The sequence below is a fragment of the Natrinema sp. CBA1119 genome (assembly GCF_002572525.1).
GTDB lineage: Archaea > Halobacteriota > Halobacteria > Halobacteriales > Natrialbaceae > Natrinema.
Genome location: NZ_PDBS01000001.1, coordinates 3,039,240 through 3,058,952 on the forward strand (window position 1 = coordinate 3,039,240; position 19,713 = coordinate 3,058,952).

General features: G+C 63.4%; 17 protein-coding genes. 7 read left to right on the top strand and 10 right to left on the bottom strand.

Annotation, left to right across the window (positions count from 1 at the left end):
- Positions 1 to 218: 218 nt before the first annotated feature.
- The gene (glmU, locus tag CP556_RS15130) at positions 219 to 1,400 is read right to left on the bottom strand and encodes a bifunctional sugar-1-phosphate nucleotidylyltransferase/acetyltransferase (RefSeq protein ID WP_098726364.1); all 1,182 of its coding nucleotides are present in this window, start codon (positions 1,398 to 1,400) and stop codon (positions 219 to 221) included.
- A gap of 467 nt (positions 1,401 to 1,867) precedes the next feature.
- Between glmU and CP556_RS15135 the strand changes: the two genes are divergently transcribed.
- Positions 1,868 to 2,074 (top strand): DUF7563 family protein, encoded by a 207-nt coding sequence (locus CP556_RS15135; protein ID WP_066296984.1) that lies wholly within the window; start codon positions 1,868 to 1,870, stop codon positions 2,072 to 2,074.
- Positions 2,075 to 2,150: 76 nt separating this feature from the next.
- On the opposite strand, the gene glmM is transcribed toward CP556_RS15135, so the two are convergent.
- On the bottom strand, positions 2,151 to 3,479 hold the full coding sequence (glmM, locus tag CP556_RS15140) for a phosphoglucosamine mutase (RefSeq protein ID WP_098726365.1): 1,329 nt from the start codon (positions 3,477 to 3,479) through the stop codon (positions 2,151 to 2,153).
- 407 nt (positions 3,480 to 3,886) lie between these two features.
- On the opposite strand from glmM, the gene CP556_RS15145 reads away from it, so the two are divergent.
- Positions 3,887 to 4,204: a MarR family transcriptional regulator gene (locus CP556_RS15145; RefSeq protein WP_098726366.1), complete on the top strand. Its 318-nt coding sequence runs from the start codon at positions 3,887 to 3,889 to the stop codon at positions 4,202 to 4,204.
- Between the two features lie 390 nt (positions 4,205 to 4,594).
- Positions 4,595 to 5,266, top strand: a complete 672-nt coding sequence (locus CP556_RS15150; protein ID WP_098726367.1) for a trimeric intracellular cation channel family protein — start codon at positions 4,595 to 4,597, stop codon at positions 5,264 to 5,266.
- Between the two features lie 85 nt (positions 5,267 to 5,351).
- Here CP556_RS15150 and CP556_RS15155 read toward each other — a convergent pair whose 3' ends face one another.
- The 5 genes from CP556_RS15155 to CP556_RS15175 all read right to left on the bottom strand — a co-directional run bounded on the left by CP556_RS15155 (position 5,352) and on the right by CP556_RS15175 (position 8,995).
- On the bottom strand, positions 5,352 to 5,564 hold the full coding sequence (locus tag CP556_RS15155) for a hypothetical protein (protein ID WP_098727423.1): 213 nt from the start codon (positions 5,562 to 5,564) through the stop codon (positions 5,352 to 5,354).
- A gap of 158 nt (positions 5,565 to 5,722) precedes the next feature.
- Entirely contained in the window at positions 5,723 to 5,974 is a 252-nt protein-coding gene (locus CP556_RS15160) for a HalOD1 output domain-containing protein (RefSeq protein ID WP_141551697.1), read from the bottom strand.
- A gap of 46 nt (positions 5,975 to 6,020) precedes the next feature.
- Positions 6,021 to 6,209 (bottom strand): hypothetical protein, encoded by a 189-nt coding sequence (locus CP556_RS15165; RefSeq protein WP_098726369.1) that lies wholly within the window; start codon positions 6,207 to 6,209, stop codon positions 6,021 to 6,023.
- Positions 6,210 to 6,362: 153 nt separating this feature from the next.
- Positions 6,363 to 7,373 carry a lipid II:glycine glycyltransferase FemX gene (locus CP556_RS15170; protein WP_098726370.1) on the bottom strand — a complete coding sequence of 337 codons (1,011 nt, stop codon included), beginning with the start codon at positions 7,371 to 7,373 and terminating at the stop codon, positions 6,363 to 6,365.
- A complete protein-coding gene (locus tag CP556_RS15175) occupies positions 7,370 to 8,995 on the bottom strand; it encodes an alkaline phosphatase family protein (protein WP_098726371.1) in 1,626 nt (541 codons plus the stop codon). Before CP556_RS15175 ends, CP556_RS15170 begins: the two co-directional genes overlap by 4 nt.
- A 210-nt stretch (positions 8,996 to 9,205) precedes the next feature.
- Between CP556_RS15175 and CP556_RS15180 the strand changes: the two genes are divergently transcribed.
- Positions 9,206 to 10,330, top strand: a complete 1,125-nt coding sequence (locus tag CP556_RS15180) for a DegT/DnrJ/EryC1/StrS family aminotransferase (RefSeq protein ID WP_098726372.1) — start codon at positions 9,206 to 9,208, stop codon at positions 10,328 to 10,330.
- A gap of 54 nt (positions 10,331 to 10,384) precedes the next feature.
- Here the strand turns inward: CP556_RS15180 and CP556_RS15185 are convergent, their stop codons facing one another.
- Positions 10,385 to 12,118, bottom strand: a complete 1,734-nt coding sequence (locus CP556_RS15185) for an ATP-binding protein (protein ID WP_098726373.1) — start codon at positions 12,116 to 12,118, stop codon at positions 10,385 to 10,387.
- 135 nt (positions 12,119 to 12,253) lie between these two features.
- Positions 12,254 to 14,185: a DEAD/DEAH box helicase gene (locus tag CP556_RS15190; protein WP_098726374.1), complete on the bottom strand. Its 1,932-nt coding sequence runs from the start codon at positions 14,183 to 14,185 to the stop codon at positions 12,254 to 12,256.
- 88 nt (positions 14,186 to 14,273) lie between these two features.
- On the opposite strand from CP556_RS15190, the gene CP556_RS15195 reads away from it, so the two are divergent.
- Positions 14,274 to 14,456 carry a hypothetical protein gene (locus CP556_RS15195; protein WP_098726375.1) on the top strand — a complete coding sequence of 61 codons (183 nt, stop codon included), beginning with the start codon at positions 14,274 to 14,276 and terminating at the stop codon, positions 14,454 to 14,456.
- Here CP556_RS15195 and CP556_RS15200 read toward each other — a convergent pair.
- Entirely contained in the window at positions 14,449 to 15,408 is a 960-nt protein-coding gene (locus CP556_RS15200) for a transcription initiation factor IIB (RefSeq protein ID WP_098726376.1), read from the bottom strand. The two genes, CP556_RS15195 and CP556_RS15200, sit on opposite strands and share 8 nt — an antisense overlap.
- Before the next feature lie 821 nt (positions 15,409 to 16,229).
- Here CP556_RS15200 and CP556_RS15205 point away from each other — a divergent pair.
- Complete coding sequence (locus CP556_RS15205) at positions 16,230 to 16,823, top strand: DUF7344 domain-containing protein (RefSeq protein WP_098726377.1); 594 nt, start codon at positions 16,230 to 16,232, stop codon at positions 16,821 to 16,823.
- 994 nt (positions 16,824 to 17,817) lie between these two features.
- Positions 17,818 to 19,644, top strand: coding sequence for an asparagine synthetase B family protein (locus CP556_RS15210; protein ID WP_176548213.1), 1,827 nt, complete (start codon positions 17,818 to 17,820; stop codon positions 19,642 to 19,644).
- The last annotated feature ends 69 nt before the right edge of the window (positions 19,645 to 19,713 follow it).

Here is a 19,713-nt window from a genome sequence, read left to right on the forward strand (position 1 = left end):
AACGTGGAGGGTCACTGTGGCGATCGAGTCACGGTGACGGCGTCACCGATGTCGTGGGTATCGACCGATACCCTCCAAGTAGTCTAGGTGTTCGCCACTGCATAAAGGGCACACCTGATTGCTCCGGGCGGCCGAAACGTCCGCCTGCGCTCGACCGCGACGGGGAGACGAACTATCAGTTCGACGGCGATTACGACGGATCGGATCGCGGCCCGCCGTCATCGATCCCGGTCGACCGTTTCACCGGGTGCCGTGGTCGTGCCGGTCGCGAGTTTCAGCCCGGGAGTCAGACTCGTGTTGATGCCGGTCTTCGCCCCGTCTCCCGCGACGACGCCGAACGTCCGCCGGCCCGTCGAGAGTCGTTCGCCCTTGACCGTAAACGAGACGTCCGCGTCGTCGTGGCGGCGATTCGCCACCGTCGTTCCCGCACCGAAGTTGACGTTCCGACCGAGGATGCTATCGGCGACGGCAGAGAGGTGGTTCACCGATACCCCCCGCGAGAGGACGCTGTTTTTCACCTCGACACCGTTTCCGATCGAAACGCCTTCACCGATCACCGTCGCACCTCGGACGGACGCGTTCGGGCCGACGGTGGCCCCCGACCGGAGCAGCACCGGTCCCTCGATCACAACGCCGGGCTCGACCGTCGCTCCCGCTTCGACCACGACCCGCCCCTCGAGGTGCGCCGCGTCGCTGACCGCGCCGTCGATCCGGCGCTCGAGCTCGCCGACTTTCCACTCGTTGGCCGCGAGCAGTTCCCAGGGACGGCCCACGTCCAGCCACCGGTCGAGCGTGACCGGCGTGACCGCGTACCGCTCGATGACCCGCGTGAGCACGTCCGTGATCTCCCGTTCGCCCCGTTCGCTCGCGGGCACCTCGAGCCACTCGCGGGCGTCCGCCGGGAAGGCGTAGGCACCGGCGTTCGCGAGGTTCGTCGGCGGCTCGTCGGGCTTTTCGACGATGTCCGTGACGGTGCCGTCGGTCGTACTCAGGACGCCGTAGTTGCGGGGGTCCGACACCTCGGCGGCACAGACCGCCGGACAGGCGTCGAACAGCCGATCGATGGCGGCGGGATCGTAGAGGTTGTCCCCGTTCAACACGGCGAAGGGGCCGTCGATGTGTTCGCGGGCCGCGTCGACGGCGTCGGCAGTCCCCGTCTGGGCTTCCTGGACGGCGTAGGAGACCGGGACACCGCGGTACTCCTCACCGAAGTACTCCCGGACCGTCTCACCCTCGTAGCCGACGACGAGCACGATCTCGTCCGCGCCGGCGTCGATGGCGGCGTCGGCCGTGTGCGCGGCCAGCGGCCGGTCGGCGACGGGCAGCATCGGCTTGGGACGGGACGCGGAGAGCGGCCTGATCCGCGTCCCCTCACCTGCCGTGAGAAGGATGGCTTTCATCGAATCGACGTACGCTGATCCGGCGGATAATTATAAAGCTGTTACAGTGGTCGACTCGAGCGACGGTTGGATGCGTCCCGAGCGATGATTGGACGCTTTCCGAGCGGCGGACCGATGCATCGCCGACCCGGTTCGGCGACCTGTCTCGGCGACCCGTCTCGGCACCGAAGTCGGACCGGATCCGGTTCGGATCCGATCCGGATAGTACCGAATCGGACGGGGCTCGAGTGATCGATACGACAGTCCCGGTTCGGTCGCTCCGGGACGACGAACGGTGGGCCGGAAAACGGGCCGAAATACGATATTTCGTTTCGGTAATACTGTATTTCTCTCGAATGCGGGCCTAATACGTTCGATATCTGGAGTGTTTCGATGGGGTATCAATCGCCGCCGGCAGCGCGAACGGCCTGTCGCCGCGTCGATTATGCGGTCTATAGTAAATACCGTTCTGTGGTTACGGGTTGTTGATGTCGACGGATCCATCCGCAAACTGGACGCCAATGACGTCCGGCCAGCAAACGACCGCCCCCCGATGTGTCAACTGTGGCAACCAGGTAACTCGACAGTTCGCTCGCGTCTTCGGCGACAACCGCGACGTCGTCCACGCCTGTCCCGACTGTGCGACGTACCGCGAGATGAAGACCTCCGATTTCATTCCGAAAGAAGCCAGATAGCCGGTCCGTAACTGCCGACCGTCTCGCGTGCTCCACCGTCGGCCGGGCAGGTCTCGCCGATCAGTTGCCGCCGTCGTCACTCCCCCCTCGTCGCGACGGCTTCGGTAACGAACGCCTGCGCGTCCTCGAACAGCGCCTCGGCGTCGGCCGCCGACCGCGCCTCCGCCGTGACGCGGATCAACGGCTGCGTGCCGCTGGCGCGAAGCAGGAACCAGCCGTCATCGGTCTCGACCCGAACGCCGTCGAGCGTATCGATCTCGTCGTATCGCTCGCTTACCCCCTCGCTGACGTCGGCCATCACCGTCGCCTTCGCTTCCACTTCGATCGACGTTCGCCGGATCGGATACCCCTCGATGTCTCCGACGAGTTCGGAGAGCGCCCCTCGTTCGGCGATCAGTTCCACCAGTTTACACGCCGCGAGCGGGCCGTCCGGACTCAGCGTCTCCTCGGGCCAGATCCACGCACCGCTCGGTTCGCCGCCGAAGACGACGTCGGCCTCCGTCGTCCGCTCCGCGACGTACACGTCCCCAACCTGCGTCCGCGTCAGCGACGCGCCGACATCGGTCAGCGCGTCGTCGACGGCCAGACTCGTGTCGACTGGGGCCGCGACCCGGTCGCCCGATCCCGCCGCCTCTCGAGCGAATATCGCCAGTAACGCGTCCTTCGGGACGAAGGTTCCCGTCTCGTCGACGGCCACCATTCGATCGGCGTCGCCGTCGTGAGCCACCCCCAACTCGGCGTCCGTTTCCGCGACGAGGGTCGAGAGCGTCTCGAGAGTTTCTGCTGTCGGTTCGCTCGGCCGGCCGGGGAAAGAGCCGTCCGCCTGCCCGTTGAGCGTCCGAACCCGACAGCCGAGGTCGTCGAGCACCGATGCCGTCACGCCGCCGGTCCCGTTCCCGATATCGACGACGACGCTCGGCGACCGCTCGAGGTCCACCGCTGACTCGATCGCGTCCGCGTGGTGGTCCTGGACGCCGTCGCGACGCGTTCGGTCGCCGACCCCGTCCCACTCGGCCAGCCCGTAGTCGTCCTCGCGAATCCGTCGTTCGACGGCCGCGCGCTGGTCGGGGCCGAAGGCCTTCCCCGACGGGTTCCAGAGCTTGAGCCCGTTGTCGGTCGCCGGGTTGTGCGAGGCCGTCACGACGACTCCCGCATCGGCTCCGAGGTGGTCGACCGCGCGGGCGATCGCCGGCGTCGAGGCGACGCCGACTTCGACGACGTCGGCACCGCACTCGCGCAGTCCCGCGCCGACTGCCTCGACGAGCATCGAGCCGCTCTCTCGAACGTCGCGGCCGACGACGACCCGGTCGTACCCCTCCGAGGCGACGGCGCGGCCGACCGAGAGCGCCAGCGCCGCCGTCACCTCGTCGCCCACCCGCCCGCGAATACCGCTGGTTCCGAACATATCGGTTCCTGAGGTGGGCTGCTGCCTTACTATGCACGGGTTACTGCCGTCGGTTCCGCGCTCCGTCATCGGGTCCGCAGCGGCCCGTGCCGTCCGCCTCGAGCGGTCGTCGACGGTCGGTCCGCGGGGTGATCGCTGCGGGTGCCCGTCCGATCGGTGACTCGGTAGTTCCTCCCTGCGATTCTGAACTGTCGGTACCGTATATGTGACTCACGCCGATACGCTCGAGTGAGAATGAAACTGGACGGACCCGCGGCCCGCCGACGGCGTCTGCTGGCCGGTAGACGCGATCGCCGACCGATTGCTGGACGCATCACCCGACTATCACTCACGCGCCGCTCCGGTCGGATCGCCCCTGACGGACAGTCGTCGGACCCACCGCGTGTGGACTCCATCGATCGATACGCATGAGCGCGACCGAATCGGATTCCGAACTCGACGAGGCCACGGATGAGACCAAAGAGACGAGCGAGGACGAGCGAAGCGACGAGAGCGAGGAAACGGCAGCCGAGAGCGCCATCTCCGAGTTCCCGCCCAGCGCGAAACTCGTCTACAAGGTCCTCGAGTACGAGGGGCCGCTGACCCAGGAGCGGATCGCCGCCGAATCCAGACTGTGTCCCCGGACCGTCCGCTACGCGCTCGGCAAGCTCGAGGACGGCGGCCTCGTGACCAGCCGCGTCTGTCTGGAGGACGCCCGCCAGTCCAAGTACCGGATCGGCGAGTAGCGAACGGAACGCATACCGGTTATCCCTTCCACTGGCGCAGGGCACTGTCATCGAGGGCGGTTCTATAGTAGCCACTGAAAGTCATTGTACACCTGATCGAACGACGGCTGTACGATCAGTGTGTAAATCGTTTCAGTGGCTACTATAGGTGAGGGGGTGGGGAGTGCGACAGGAGTGCCATTTTTGGCGGTCAGGTCGACTCGGTGCTGGTGGTGCTCGAGTTGCACCGGTGTCTTTCACACACCACCGGTTCGCCAAACAGCTATCGGCGGGAACGGGGGAGGACGTACCGCTCAACGGGGTGTATAGTTCCCACACCTGTACAGTCGGATCGGGGAGGAGAGAACACTTTAGACGGAGCACCCAAGAGAAACCCACAGAACGAGAGCAATGAGTCAGGGTTTCATCGAAATACTATTTGGCGACCCATTTGCCGTTATGAATACGATCGGCCTGGTCGCGTTTGCACTCGTGGGGGCATCAAAGGCGATCCGTGAGGAGTTCGACGTATTCGGGATAACCATCGTTGGACTGGCGATGGCGTTTGCTGGTGGAGCGACACGCGACCTTCTCGTGACGCGAACTCCGTTAGCACTCCAGTCACCGATCGAAATCAGTCTGGGGCTACTCGGAGTCGGCTTGGCGATCACGCTGAGCGTCGTTCTGACGTCTCCGGAAACACATCCAGTCACCCTTGTTTCGGATGCTATCGGCCTTGCTGCCTTTACCACGACGGGTGCCATCGTCGCAACTGAGGCGGGCGTTTCAGCGTTTGGTATCGTCGCTATTGCGACGATCAACGCCGTGGGCGGTGGTGCGTTTGCAGATATTCTTCTCGATCGCCCCCCGTTTATCCTCTTCGAGGATTTCTATGCGAGTTGTGCGGTCCTCGGTGGAAGCGCATACTGGCTGGTGGGGACGGCAGGTGCTACCGGAAGTACGGCTGCCGGGGTGTGTGCGGTAGTGACCGTTGTGACTCGGTTAGCTGCGGTTACGTACAACTGGAATCTCCCGACAGCACAGAAATTAGGAGTATTAATGACTCAATTCGATCACAAATAATGGGCGAAGCGCTGCTGAGTTTGCGTGCGTGGTCACCGTCCGGCGGAGGTGAGGGACGTATCGTCCCTTACGTCTAGTTCACAACTCAATTCGGTTCGAGAGCCTGAACACTCACCGAGATAAAGTAGACGAACATAAACAAGAAGAAGCCCACGATAAGCGGAATGAGTCGGGCATCGATGGCAGCGAGTTCCAATACTCCTACTATCGCGATTCCACTGACGAAGACCAGAATAACGAATACACCGACTGCATAGTAGAACCGAAGATCGGATTCGAAGTATTCTCGTATTCCCATGTTTATCTGTTGATAGCTGGCGGAGAAAAGTGTGTTGTTAGCATCCGACGCCGAGTTGCGTGTAAATCCCCTCGTCGTTTTCGAGTTCGTCAACGAACGGGACGACGAACTCGATCAGTACGTAACTCGTTTCAGTGGCTCCTATAGTAGTCGCGGGCCTAGTCCTGCCACTCTCGAACCTCGATCGTTCCGTCAGTGGCCACGGTGACGAGCATATCGTCGATCGTAAATGCGATGACCAGTTCCGAATTCGCGGACTCGAGAAGTGTATCGAGGGCGTCCGGGTCGAGGTAGTCTCCAAACGTAAAATCGACCTCAGTGGGATCTTTCTCGACATGGTCTGCAATCGTTTCGATCACCTGGATACTATCGGGAACCGGAGGAGAAGCGGCCGTGTCGCGCTCAGTCATGGGTATACAAGGTAATACTGTAACCCTTGTATAACAGTTGCGATATTTAGGAATTCCGTTCGAACGTGATCTCCACCGGTGTCAATTTGTTCCCGGCGAATTCGTTCAGCACGTCCAAGGGAACGTCGGTGATCTCTCCTTCGACGGAAAACGCTATGGTATCTCCGTAGATTGTAATGTCCACATCGTCGAGTTCGACATTTGCATCGTCTGCAACATTGATAGTTATCCCCATGTCCCTTCAAATTAGTGATATGATATAAATAGATGACGAAACGGCGATCGAACTATTATCTATCTGATACTCATCATCTAGCCTGACGATATATCGGGTTCTGTCTGTCGGGGTTGTCCCGGGGACGCGTGGACAGCTGTGACAGCAGGGACGCTACCGGTGTTTCTGATACTGATCGACCAACAGGTCGACGCCGAACGAACCCGACGTGATCTCGTAGTGGGTCTCGAGGCGCGGGTTGAACTTCGCCTTGTACCGGTTGATGCTCGGGACGCCGGCTCCGACGAGGTCGTACTCCTCGATTCCGTCGCGGAGGCCGTCGCGCATGACGTGCCAGTCCAGCAGATCATTGATCGCAATATCGACGTCCGCGTCCGGTTTGACCCCGCCCTGCCAGCGATACCGCGTCCGGTCGGATTCGACGACGAGGATCCCGCCGAGGAACTCGCCGTCGACGCGACAGACGTAGGGACGGATCGCATTGTCGGGGAGCTGTTCGTGGAGCGACCTGGCGAAGTCAGACTGCAGCCGAAACGGTTGGCCCTGGCTCTCGTAGCGTTCTCGAACCTTCTCGACAATGCGTTCGACGTCATCGGAATTGCCCTCCTCGATCGTGTAGCTGTCGTCGTCGGCGTTTCGGATGTTGCTCCGGGCATCGCTGCTGAACCGCCCCAGTAGCTCCTCTTCGGTCCCCTCGAGGTCGACGACGTACGTGTGACAGGGTTTGACGTCGTACTCGTTCCAGACGAACGGACGAATGTCGTCGAACTCGGCGGTGACGAACTTGCTGTACAGCGGCGATATTTCGGTGTTGATCCGCTCGAGACAGCCCTCGAGGAATCGCTTGATCCGGCGATCTGCTTTGCGCTGTTTGAGCTTATCGACGTTCAGCAGGGCGGGTCCGAGGTACGATGTCCAGGAGTGTGGTGCCGGAGAGAACGCGGCGGTCACCGGGCCTTTGGTGTACTCGAAGACGGGGAAGATCCCGACCGGCTCCTGCCCTTTAAACCCGGCGAGCAGGTACGGGGTCGTTCCGGTGTATTCGGCCTGCAATCGGAGCGCTTCCGTCCGGAAGAACGGGTTCGACCCGTCGGATCGTTCGACGTACCGATTCCACTCGTCGCCGTCGGTTCGCGGATCGAGGGTTTGTATTTCGACGCTCATAGGTAGCCCAGGTCAGAGAGTCGGTCTTCGACGGTTCCCTCGTCGGTCGCCCTGATCGGTTCCGGATCGTAAGCCGGGTACGATTGCTCGGTGCTCCGGTCGACGGCCGGTAGCGCTTCGCCGTCCATCGCAACATCGATCGGCACGTCGAACAGCGAACAGATCGTCGGCGCGATATCGAAGATCGTCGCCCCCTCGAGCGCGGCGGACTCGTCGAACGCCGGCCCGGCGGCAGCGACGACACCGGTCGGCTTGTGGTTCCACGGCTCCATCGGCTCGCCGAAGCGCTCCGTGCCGAGATCGGCGGCGATCGCGTTGTCGAATCCCGCCGGAACCGTCAGGATGTCGGGTGCCTCGTCGACGTGCGGCCCCTCGAAGTACGTCTCCCTGGGTTCGACGGCGTCGAACATCGGCTCGCCGTCGGGCGTCCGGACGGCCGACAGCGCCTCGATGAGCTCATCGCGGACGCGCTCGTACGCCGCGGCCGGAACCTGTCCGTTCGGCTCGCGCCCCTCGAGGTTGATCCGGACGCCGAGTTCGCTCTTCGATCGGACGTATGCTCGGGAGTTCGGGAAGTCGACCTGTTCGCTCGCCGCCCGGATCATATCGTTGGGCACCCGCTTGCCGATCGGTTCCTTCAGCCCGACGCGCTCGAGTGCATCCGCAATTCGCTGGGTCGTCAGCCCAACGGTCGCGGCCGAGTTCATCGCCCGCTCGAGCGCACCGGGCCCGGAGTCGCTGGCGACCGCACCCTCGAGCAGATCGTTCTCCCAAGATTTCGACCAGTCGGGCATTCCCTCACCCCCGCTCTGGGCGCTTACGTAACCCGCGTCCCGGAGGAACTCGTTGACGCGGAACTCGTCGCCGGTCACTTTTCCCATACCGTGATCACTGACGATCAGGACGTTTTCGGGCTCCGTCCGCTCGAGCGTCTCCTCGAGTTGGTGGTCGACCGCCCGGTAGACCGCTTCGATCGCCTCCTTGTCTCCCGGTCGCTCGTGAAACACCGAGTCGGTCTGCTGAAACTGGAGGAAGCCAAAGTCCGGTGCGATCCGCCGACAGAGGTATCGGAAGGCCGTTCCTCGGAGTTCGATCGTCCGCTGATAGCCCTCGATCGAGCGGTCCGGCAACGGCCCGCTTTGCGGGTATATCCAGTAGTCGCCGCAGGCGAGTTTCACGTCCTCGAGGATCCCGTCGGGGTGACAGTCCGGATCTTCCGGGGCTGTCAGTCCCGGAATCAACGCGCCGTTGAACGCACGAGGCGGATGGGTCACCGGGACGTTGACGACGACGCTCGAGAGTCCGTTGTCACTCAGGAGTTCCCAGACCGGTCGTTCGCGGACGTGGGTCGCGTTGACCACGTCCCACTCGTAGCCGTCGAAGGAGAGGAAATCGTACACACCGTGTTTCCCCGGGTTTTTGCCGGTGTACAGCGACGGCCAGGCGCTGGCCGTCCAGGGGGGAATCTGGGACTCGAGAGGTCCTGCAATGCCCGTTTCGAACAGCCGCTGTAAGGTGGGGAGCTTGTCCGACTCGAACATCGGCTCGAGCACCGGTCGACAACCGGCGTCGAGTCCGACGACGAGCAGACGAAGGTCGTTATCGTCAGTCGAACCTGCCATGGACGCGATGTCTGCCCGCCCGGGCTTTGTTATGCAAGTGCTTTCCCCGTCAGTTCGGTATCGCGGAGCGAGTGAGACGGCGAGCATCGGCTGTAAGTAGCCATTGCCACTCGGTCCTGAGCTGTATCGTCCGGTTCACTAAGACCACGCGACTACCAACTGATTCGATAACCGCCGCTCTCGGTATCGATTCACAAAGCGGTCACACGTATGATCACTACTACCCCCTCCGTCTTCGATCTCTCCCGCTCCCGGTCGGGTACGGGAGGAATCGACTCCTTCGTCGACCGACACGCCCCCGGTGTGGCGTACACGCACTACGGCTCCGGGAAAGCCGCGCTCAGGGACGGGCTCGCCGGGGTCGCCGATCCCGGCGGAAACGTCGTCGTTCCGGCCTACCTCTCGCCGGCGATCGCCGAACCGTTCCGCGACCTCGGGCTCGAGACGCGATTTTACGCGATCGAGGAGACGTTGGCTCCCGATTTCGGCGACCTCGAGGCACGGATCGACGACGACACCGTCGCCGTTATGTCCGTCAACTACTTCGGCTTTCCACAGCCCGGCCTCGAGCGGATCGCATCGCTGACCGACGAATACGACTGTTACCACGTCGACGACAACGCACATTCGCCGCTCAGCATCCACGAGGGGACGCTGCTGGGGACGGACGGCGATCTCGGCATCACGACGCTACGGAAGCTGCTCCCGGTTCCCGATGGCGCCTTGCTCTATCGAACCGACGAGGAGATTCGCGAGCGGTATTCCCCGTCGTCGTTCGCCGGGCCCGCCGACCGCGTCGGGAGCGTCGACTGCCGGTTCCTCGCCACGTCGGTCGCAGGAGCCCTCCTCGAGACGAGTCCGTCGCTCTACCGGTCGGTCGAGTCTGCCCTCTCCGACGGTTCTGACGGCTCGGAATCGGTCGATCCGAAGGCGAGATACGAGGCTGCGAAAGTACCCATGTCGAAGCTCTCGGCGTCGATCGCCGACGCCGCCGACCCGGACGCGATTCGGAAGCGGCGGCGGGAGAACTACCGAACATGGCGGGAGATCTTCGGCGACCGAGACGACATGACGCTGCTGTTCGACTCGCTTCCCACCGGGATCTCGCCGTACGAATTCCCCGTCCGGGCCGACGATTCGGCCGCGATTCTCGCGGAACTCGAGGCGGCCGGCGTCACGGGAGCCCACACCTGGCCGATACTCAGAGAGTCGGTCCGGGGGAGCGACGAGTACGTGACCGCAAACCGGCTCTCGCGGGAACTCGTCGCGCTTCCCGTCCACCAGGGAACCGAGCCGGCCGCGATCGAGGCGGTCGGCGACCGTCTCCGACGGTGACGTGACGTGACAGGACGGGACGACACGACCGGCGCTCGACGCGGGTCCCGACGCTCACTCGTCGGCGGCCGAGGGAGCCAGTTCCGCACGGACGTCCTCGGACAGCGCGTACGTCCGTTCTTCGGTGCGCTCGAGTATCCCGCCCGTCCGCAGCTCCGAGAGGAGACTCTGCACCGCGACCGTCGACCGGTTCACCCGAGCCGCGATCGACTCCGCCTCGAGCGGACCGTCCTTGGCGAATACGGCCAGAATCTCCCGGGCCGCACCGACCGAGCACCGCGATCCCTCGCACGCTCGAGTGACTCGGTCGCGGACCCACGGGATCTCGAGCAGCTCCGCGAGTTCGCGTTCCTCGTCGGCGACGACGAGCGTCGGATCGTCGATCGCAGCCGCGTCCGACCCGCTCTCGCCGTCCGAACCGCCGTCCGCGTCGACGGGCGTGTAGCCGAATTCGATGTCGTCGCCGCCGGCCTGCAGAATGGGTGACTCGTCGCCGGCCCCGCTCTTGGCGGTCCCGTTTCCGTCGGCGCCCTCGCGCTCGAGGTCGCGAACGACCTCGCGTAACTGTTCGTTGTCCGTGCGAAGCGTTGCCAGTTCGTCCTCGCGAGCCGCGAGCTCGGTCTCGAGGCCCTCGATCCGGTCGTTGCGCGCGTCGAGCGCCTCCCGAAGCTCGTCGCGTTCGGTCTCGAGTTCGGCGATCTCCTCGTGGAGCCGGCGGAGGTCGTCGCTCGAGCCAGGGAGCTCCGACTGGACCGTGTCCGTGTTCTGTAACGCGTCGGCCATCTGTCTGGCCGCACTCGAGACGTCCCGCGCCGAGGATAACTCGTCCTCGAGGGTCTCGATCCGTTTCTCCTTTTTCTCGAGTACGTTCTCGAGTTCGTTGATCCGGTCTTGCTCGCGGTCCTTGCGCTCGGAGATGTCCTGGAGGTCGCCGACCAGCGTGTCCGAGACGGACTTGAGTTCGGGGCGCTCGAAGTCCTCGAGACCGGGCGTCGCGCCGGCGTCGAAGGTCCGCTTGCGGCGGAACTGGACCTTTCGGACGTCGGCCTCGGTCCAGTCGGTCTGCACGAACGCCTGCCCGTCGTCGAGGTCGGCGACGAGCTCCGAGTACTCGGTGTCGATGATGCGGCCGACGACCTTGGTGTCGTTGTCCCAGGTTAGCCGGTGCCAGACGAGCCAGTTCGCCTGCGTAATGAAGTCCTTCTTGACGTCGGCGGGTCGCTGGCTGATCCCCAGGATTCCGAGGCCGTGTTTCCGGCCGCGCTTGCTGATCTTGATCAACAGGTTCCCCGTCTCGCCGACGCCGCCGCCCTCCGGAATGTACTCGTGGACCTCCTCGACCACCAGCAAGAACGGCTTCTTCATCTTCTTCTCCTTGACGAACAGCTGGCGGGCGACCTCTCGGAGCAACTCGTCGGCCACGCTCTCGTCGAGATAGCCAGAGACGTCGAGGATGACGGGGACGTTCTCCTCGAGGGCGATGGTCGCCATCTGTTCGGCGTGTTCCGGCCCGATCTGGATGTCGCACTCCTCGTCGGCTCCCGCGTGGAGCATCTCGTACTCCTCTTTGAGCCCGTAGTACTCCCCGTCGGTGTCGACGATGAGGAGGGGATAGCCCGCCTCGAGCAGTTCCTCGGCGATGACCGACGCGGTGTTCGATTTCCCGGAGCCTGATTTCCCCGTCACGAACCCGCGGCCGGTCAGCAGTTCCACGACCGGCAGTTTCAGGTTCGCGCCGTCGGCCGTTTCGCCGACGAGAATCTGGCGCTGTGTCCCTCCGTCGCTCACCGCTCCCTCACCCCGCGACCGCGTGGCTCGTTCATACTATCAGTACAGTTCGAACACGCGACCTTGAATATTGGCCTCGGTTCGGGGTCGCACTCGTGGGGCCGTTCTGCCTCACCTCTCTCCGACCGACCCCACTCAGTCCTCGCCGCGCTCGACGGCCTGCTCGCGGACCGTGATCCCCTTTCGACCCAGATGCTGGAGCTGTTTCCGGGCGAAGTCCTCCTCGCGCGTCCCTCGAGTCGCAAGGACGTAGACGAGCGCGCCGCCGGCGGGACGCATCGTCCGCCCGGCTCGCTGGGTCCCCTGTCGCCGCGAGCCGCCCAAGCCGGAGGCGACGATCGCCAGATCCGCCGTCGGCAGGTCGATCCCCTCGTCGCCGACCCGCGAGATGAGCAGCAGGTCGCGCTCGTTCCGGCGGAACTCCTCGAGCAGCCGCCGTCGCTCGTGGTGTGGCGTTTCGCCGCTGAGGAAGGGCACCTCGAGCGCCTCGGATAGCTCGCGGCCCTGGTCGAGGTAGTCGACGAAGACGATCGCCTTCGCGTCGGGGTGAGCCGACAGCAGGTACCGGACCTCGTCGATCTTGCCCCGGTTTTCCGCGGCGATGCGGTACTTCTCGCGGCCCTCGGCCGAGCCGTAGGCGTTGGCCTGTTCGTCGTCGCCCCACGGCACGTAGCGGATCTCGAGTTCGGGTTCGGCGACGAAGCCGGCCTCGAACAGCGCCTCCCAGTCGGTGCCGATCGGCGGCCCGACGAGGGTAAAGATCTCGGTCTGGCGGTCGTCCTCCCTGATTGGGCTGGCGCTGAGCCCCAGGCGATGCTTGGACTGTAGGTGCGTACTCCGCCGGTACACGTCCGAGGGGACGTGCTGGCACTCGTCGAAGATCACCAGCCCCCACTCGCGGTCGTCGAACAGCGAGCGGTGGCGATCCATCCCCGCGATCTGGTAGGTGGCGATGGTCACCGGCCGCACTTCCTTCCGGCCGCCGTGGTACTGGCCGATCTGATGGGGCTCGAGCGAGGTGTACTCCTCGATCGCGTCGGCCCACTGCTGTGCGAGGTCGCGGCTCGGGACCAGGACGAGCGTCTCGCCCTCGACGTGGGCCATCGCGCCCATCGCGGCCACCGTCTTCCCGCTGCCCGGCGGGCCGACGAAGACGCCCTCACCCGCCTCCGCGAAGCGATCGACCCACGTCTGCTGGTAGTCCCGCAGTACCACCCCCAGATCGATCGGCAACTCCTCGCCGGAGGCCAGTTCGCGGTGGTCCTGGACCGGATACCCAGCTTCGTAGAGGATGCGCTTGATCGCGGCCTCAGAGCCCTCCTGTACCCAGTCTTCGGTCTCGGAAATCGGCGCGTGGACGTGTTCCTCGTCGAGCTTCTGCCGGGCGACGTTGCCCATGATTTCGGGACTCTGTGCCTCGAGAACCGTATACCCGTCATCGTGGGTCACCAGCCGGAACTGGTGGGCGCGGTCCCACTGACTCTCGACCCACTCCTCGAGTGCATCCGACCGCTGGCCCAGCGCCTGTCGCATCGTCCGCGCGAGGTCCTCGAAGGAGTCGTGGGGCGTACCCCAGATATCGGCCGGCCGAACGACGTAGCGGTAGCCCTGTTCGCCGTTCGCATCCGCGAGGTGAGCGAACTGCGATAGTTGCGCGCGCGTGAACTGGTCGGGCCGATCGACGACGATCTCCCGCTGTTTCGGAAAGACGACCACCCGTTCTCGATCCGTCAGGTCCTCGAGTTCGGTCGGGTACCAGACGACGGGATCCGTCGAGACGGCGTGGCGCTCGACGTCGCCGTTTTCGGCGAGCGCCTCGAGTCGCTCGTTCGCTTCCTCGTGGGGGATCTCGAGCGCTCGAGAGACGGCCGCGGCGGTGAGAACGGGCCGTCCCTCCTGCTGGCTGGCGTCGTGGAAGTCGGCGATGGTGAACTCGTCGGCGTCGTCGGTCGCGTCGGCGTCGTTCTCGTCCGAAGTCGCGTCGGCGTCGGCCGTCTCCCCGTCGCTCGAGTCGTGGGGATCGCTTCGCTGTTCGTCGGAGGGCGGCGAAGAACGTTCGTCGGTCACTGACCGGTCGTAGCGGCGGTGGGGGTAAACCGATTTCGCTCGCCGATCACGGCCAACAGATATGCTTGATGCGAACGTACGTCGTCGTATGTACCGCGCGATCCTCCCCGAAGGACAGATCGTCTGCGAGCGCTACGATCACACCGACGACGGACTCGAGCTATACGACGATGACGACCGGTTCCTCGCGTTCGTTCCCTACAGTAACCTCCACGCGCTGCTCGACGAGGAGGTCTACGAGGAAGACGAGAAGGACCGCTCGATCATGTAGCCGGCTGCTGGTCGATCGCCTCGAGTTGCTCGCGATACCGGTTCCGGACGGTCACGACGGTCGTCTGGGCGGTGTCGGCGACCGCTCGCTGCGGAATGGTTTCGTCGCAGAGCAATCCGGCGGCGTAGATCGCCGCGGCGGCGAACCCGGTCGGTGACTTGCCCGAATGGAGCCCCTTTTCGGTCGTTAGATCGATGATCTCGACGGCCTTGGTTTCGACGTCCTTGTCGACGTCTAGATCAGAGCAAAAGCGCGGGACGAACTGCCGAGGGTTCGTCGGCTCGAGGTTAATATCCAATTCGTCCGCAATGTAGCGATAGGTGCGACCGATCTCGCGTTGGTCGACGCGTGAAACCGACGTTACTTCCTCGAGGCTCCGCGGTATGTCCTCTTTACGACATGCGGTGTAGAGCGCGCTGGTCGCGACGCCCTCGATCGATCGGCCTCGGATGAGGTCCTGCTCGAGCGCCTGTCGATAGATGACGCTCGCGGTCTCCTTGACTGGCTTGGGGACGCCTAACGCGCTCACCATCCGGTCGATCTCGGAGAGGGCGTATTTGAGGTTTCGTTCGCCCGCGTTTTTCGTTCGAATTCGTTCCTGCCAGACCCGAAGCCGGTGGAGCTGACCGTGTTTGTCGGCCGACATCGAGTGACCGTTCGCGTCCTTGTTGCGCCAATCGATGGTCGTTGTCAGCCCCCGATCGTGCATCGACTGGGTCAGGGGCGCGCCGACCCGCGAGAGTTCGTCGTGCTCCTGGGCGTTGAACGCTCGCCATTCCGGGCCGTAATCGATGGGGTCCTCGGTGAGAACGAGGCCGCATTCCTCACAGACCCGTTCGCCGCGGTCCGGATCGTGGACGATCGTATCGGTCTCACAGTCTGGACAGAGACCAGCCTCGACCGCCTCCGACTGCGATTCGGTGCTGGCGTGATCGATTATAGACCGCGTCATCAGTATCCGACCGAAACCGTGCAGTCACTGTAAGGGGTTCACATGGTTTCGCAGGAAACACCGACTTACCATTCTGACGCCTGACTGTCAGGAAGTGTATTCACCGGATGGGTTCGGGGAGCATCTACGTAACAGCCAGTAAGGAGTCCCGTCGCCGACGCTAAACCGAGCGGCGACGACGACCGACGCGACCGTCACTCTCGAGCAAACAACCGTGACGGTCGCGTCGAGACCGTGTCCCATCGGTCGTATCCGGGCGAAACGGCCGTCACCGGTCGCTTCGACCCACATAGGTTCGTGTGATCATACTACATGAAATGCGGGGATAGTCGACTCGAGCAATCGGCGTAAATCCCTCTATTCGACGTGTAAACCAGTCGTTCGTGTGTGAACTGTCGATCGACTTTATATCCGATCGGCCGAACGATCGGTATCGCTGCCGTGTTGTCACTCAGTTCCCCGAGTCGCGCCGGTATCAGATCCGTTCTCGGCCCGCGTCTCCGTACCCTGTCGATACGCGCCCACAATCGATCGGTACCGACCGACTTCGCCGGCGACCGAGAGCGGCCGTCACGACGGCGAGAAGTCACCACTGAGACTCCCTCCGGAAGCCGCTCCGTACGTCCTTTGCAGCCGGTGCGAAACGTGGCCGTTTTTAAGAGTATCTCCGTTGGTGTTCAACTTGGTGTGTCAAACGTGATTCGGATCCGCCGTTCGAACGTACAGCGGTCACCGTCGAGCCGATGCTCTGGTGGCTTTTCCTGCCGTGCACTGGGGACAACGAACGCGAATGGGGTCGCTACGATCGGAGGGTCGCGATAATGTCGTCGGTAGACACGTCACTTCCGGATGAGATCGCCTCGGTCACCGACGAGACGGACGAGCGGCTCTCGAAGGACGTCATTTTCGAGCTCTTAAAGAATCGCCGTCGGCGCGAAGTCCTCGCGTACCTCCTGGACGCCGACGAAACGGTGACGCTCGGCGAGCTCGCGGAACAGATCGCCGCCTGGGAGAACGACACTGATATCAACGCCCTCAGCTCCGACCAGCGAAAACGAGTCTACGTCGCCCTCTATCAGACCCATCTTCCGAAGATGGACGACGCTGGTATCGTCGAGTACGACCAGGACCGAGGGTTGATCTCGCTGGCGGACAACGCCGACCTGTTGATGATGTACCTCGATACGGATACCCATCGACAGGATCGGTGGGATCGGTGGTATGCGGGGCTTAGCGTGGCCGGGGCGTCCCTTATCGGTGCGGCGTTCCTCGGGATCCCGCTCCTGTCGGCCGTGCCGATGACTGCCCTCGCCGGCCTCGTCGTCGCCGCCTTTTTCTGCCTCTCGAGCGCTCACGTCGTTCGGAACCGCCATCACGAACGCAACGTCGACGGAAAGCTCTCCCGTATCGAGTAATCCCATGCGACGGCAACTGTGCCGTGGCTGCGACGAATCTGCTCTCTGCTATTGTGATTCTATGGTACTCTCTGACAGTCACTACACATCCGATCGCACGTTGGAGGCGCGGTTCGGAGCGAGCGCGGTTCGGAGCGAGCGCGGTTCGGAGCGAGCGCGGTTCGGAGCGAGCGAAGTGAGCGAGAACCGCGGGAATGCGAACGGCGAGCGAAGCGAGCCGTGAGCGAGCGAAGTGAGCGAGAACCGCGGGAATGCGAACGGCGAGCGAAGCGAGCCGTGAGCGAACGAAGTGAGCGAGAACCGCGGGAATGCGAACGGCGAGCGAAGCGAGCCGTGAGCAAACACCGTAAGCGAGAACCGCGGACTGTGCGATCGGTGTGTGAATCGTTTCAGCTGGTACTATCGTGACGCGGTCGTCGATTCCGTACCAGTCGGACGGCGAATCGTCCGGTCGGCCGGATGTTCGCGTTCGTCACCGTCTCGATTTCCGTTCCGGCCTCAGTCTCCCTCTCTGTTTGTTCCCGGGTCCCCCGCACGGATGGACGACGGAATCGATCCGTTCTCGCACGGCGGTCTCTCATCGACCGCTAAGAAGGCTTTTTATTACCCGCTTCCGTACATTCATCTGGCTCCCGACGACCGTCATCCAGTACCGGAACAGTCGCGTGCCAGCAGCTGTTCTCGGCGCGGGAGCCTTCTGACGCGACCGATTCGCCGACGTGCGCGAATTCTGTGCCCGCAGAGTGACTATAGTAGCCACTGAACGTCACTCTACACCTGATCGCACGATTGCGTTGCGATCAGTATGTAACTCGTTTCAGTGGCTATACCGGCTCGAGTCGACTGCCTCGCGGGCGAACGCCCCGAGACGGTAGTCGATCGATCAGAACCTCGTGCTTCAGGTCGGTTACGGCCGATCACCGCATTCGGTAGCCCGGATCTGGCCATCGTAAACGTGGCCATTACTATGACGCTGACTATCACATCTTCTAATATGGTTGGCATCACCGGGCGAACGCCGGATGCAGACGACGGATCGTTCGCCGGATCGCTCGAGCCACTCGTTCACACGGATCGGTACGAGGCCAACGTGGTCCTCGAATCGGCGTCTCGTTCGGTCGGGACGACGGCGTACCCCGAGTATCCGATCCGGATCGTCGAGAACGACGAGTACTGGGTCTGTCTCGAGGGCCGGATCTACGACCGCGACGACGAGACGCTCGAACGCGAACTCCTCGAGGTTGCGGCACACGTGCTCGCGGCCGACGGCGACGACGAGTTCCTGACCGAGTGGCTACTCGAGACCGACGGCGAGTTCCTGCTCGTCGCCGCCGACAAGGAAACCGACCGGCTCGGCTTGCTCAACGATCCGCTCGCTCGGCTGCCGACGTACTACTTCCACGACGGAGAGACGTTTCTGTTCTCGCGGGAACTGCGCTATCTCATCAACGAGGCGCCGATCGAGGGGTTCGCTCCGATGGGCGTCGCTCAGTGTCTCCTCTTTGGCTACTCGCTGGGCGACCGGACGCTGATCGACGGGGCGAACCGGCTGCGTCCGGGGACGAAACTCACCATCGATCCGGAGCGCGGCGCGGTCACGGAGACGACGCTCCACCGGTTCGACTTCGGTGAGCCGGCCTACGCGGATCGAAGCCGATCGCGAAACGCTGCCGAACTCGTCGATCGGTTCGAACGGGCCTGCCGCCAGCGATCGGGCGACGGTACTCGTGACGTAATTTCGTTGAGCGGGGGGCTCGACTCGCGGTCCGTGCTGGCCGGGTACCACGCAGAGGGGATCCCGACGACTGCGGCAACGATGGCCTCCGACGAGTTCGTACCGCCGTCCGACGTCGAACTCGCTCGAGAGTTGGCCGAGACGTTCGATATCGACTGGCAGCGCTACGATGTCGGGCCGCCCAACGGGTCGGATCTGGACCGAATCATCAAGACGAAAAACGGACAGATCGGTCTTTTGACCTCGTTTATCCTCGATTTCTTCAGGCAGCTTCGCGAGGAGTACGACGCCGGTCTCACTTACGTCACCGGCGACGGCGGGGACAAGGTGCTCCCCGATCTCACTCCCGCGACATCGATCGACGACGAATCGGCGCTGGTCGACTACGTCATCGCGGAAAACTGCTTTCTCTCGCTCGAGGAGGTGGCCCAGATTACGGGGCTCTCCGTGGACGCGATTCGGCGGAGCGTTCGTGAGCGGCTCCGACTGTACCCCGAGACCGATCCCGCCTCGAAGTACGTCCACTTCCTCGTCTACGAGCGCGGCGTCAACTTCCTGTTCGAGGGCGAGGACCGGAATCGATTCTTCTTCTGGAGTACGACCCCGTTTTACTCGATCGACTTCTTCCGGTACGCGATGAACTGCCCGCCCGAGCAGAAGACTCGGTACAACCTCTATCGGTCGTTCCTCACGGAACTCGCGCCCGCTGCCGCGGCGCTGACTCATCCCGATTACGGCGTCCCGGTCGCCTCGACCCGCCACGAGGCCGCGGCGTTCGTCGACGATCTGCTGTCGCGATATCCACGGGTGTTCGATGTCTTGCGACCGATCATTAAATCGCTCAACGGTCTCGAGACGGAGTCCCAACTGAGACCGAGCACGGTCGACTGCATTCGAACGCAGATCGAACAGTGCGGGGCCGTCGACGACGTGCTCTCGACCGACGAACTCCACGCGTTCCTCGACGCACACGCGGACCGCGATCGGGTGTCGGTCTACCGTCTCTTCGCGCTCACCTCGCTTATCGACGATATTCACTCCACGGAGAGCGTCCTCGAGTCACGGCGGGATGTCGTCTTCGGGTGACTGTCTCGCTTGCCTGTTCGACAGGCGAATAGTTAGGTCACAATTCTGGAGTACGTGTTTGTTCCCCCG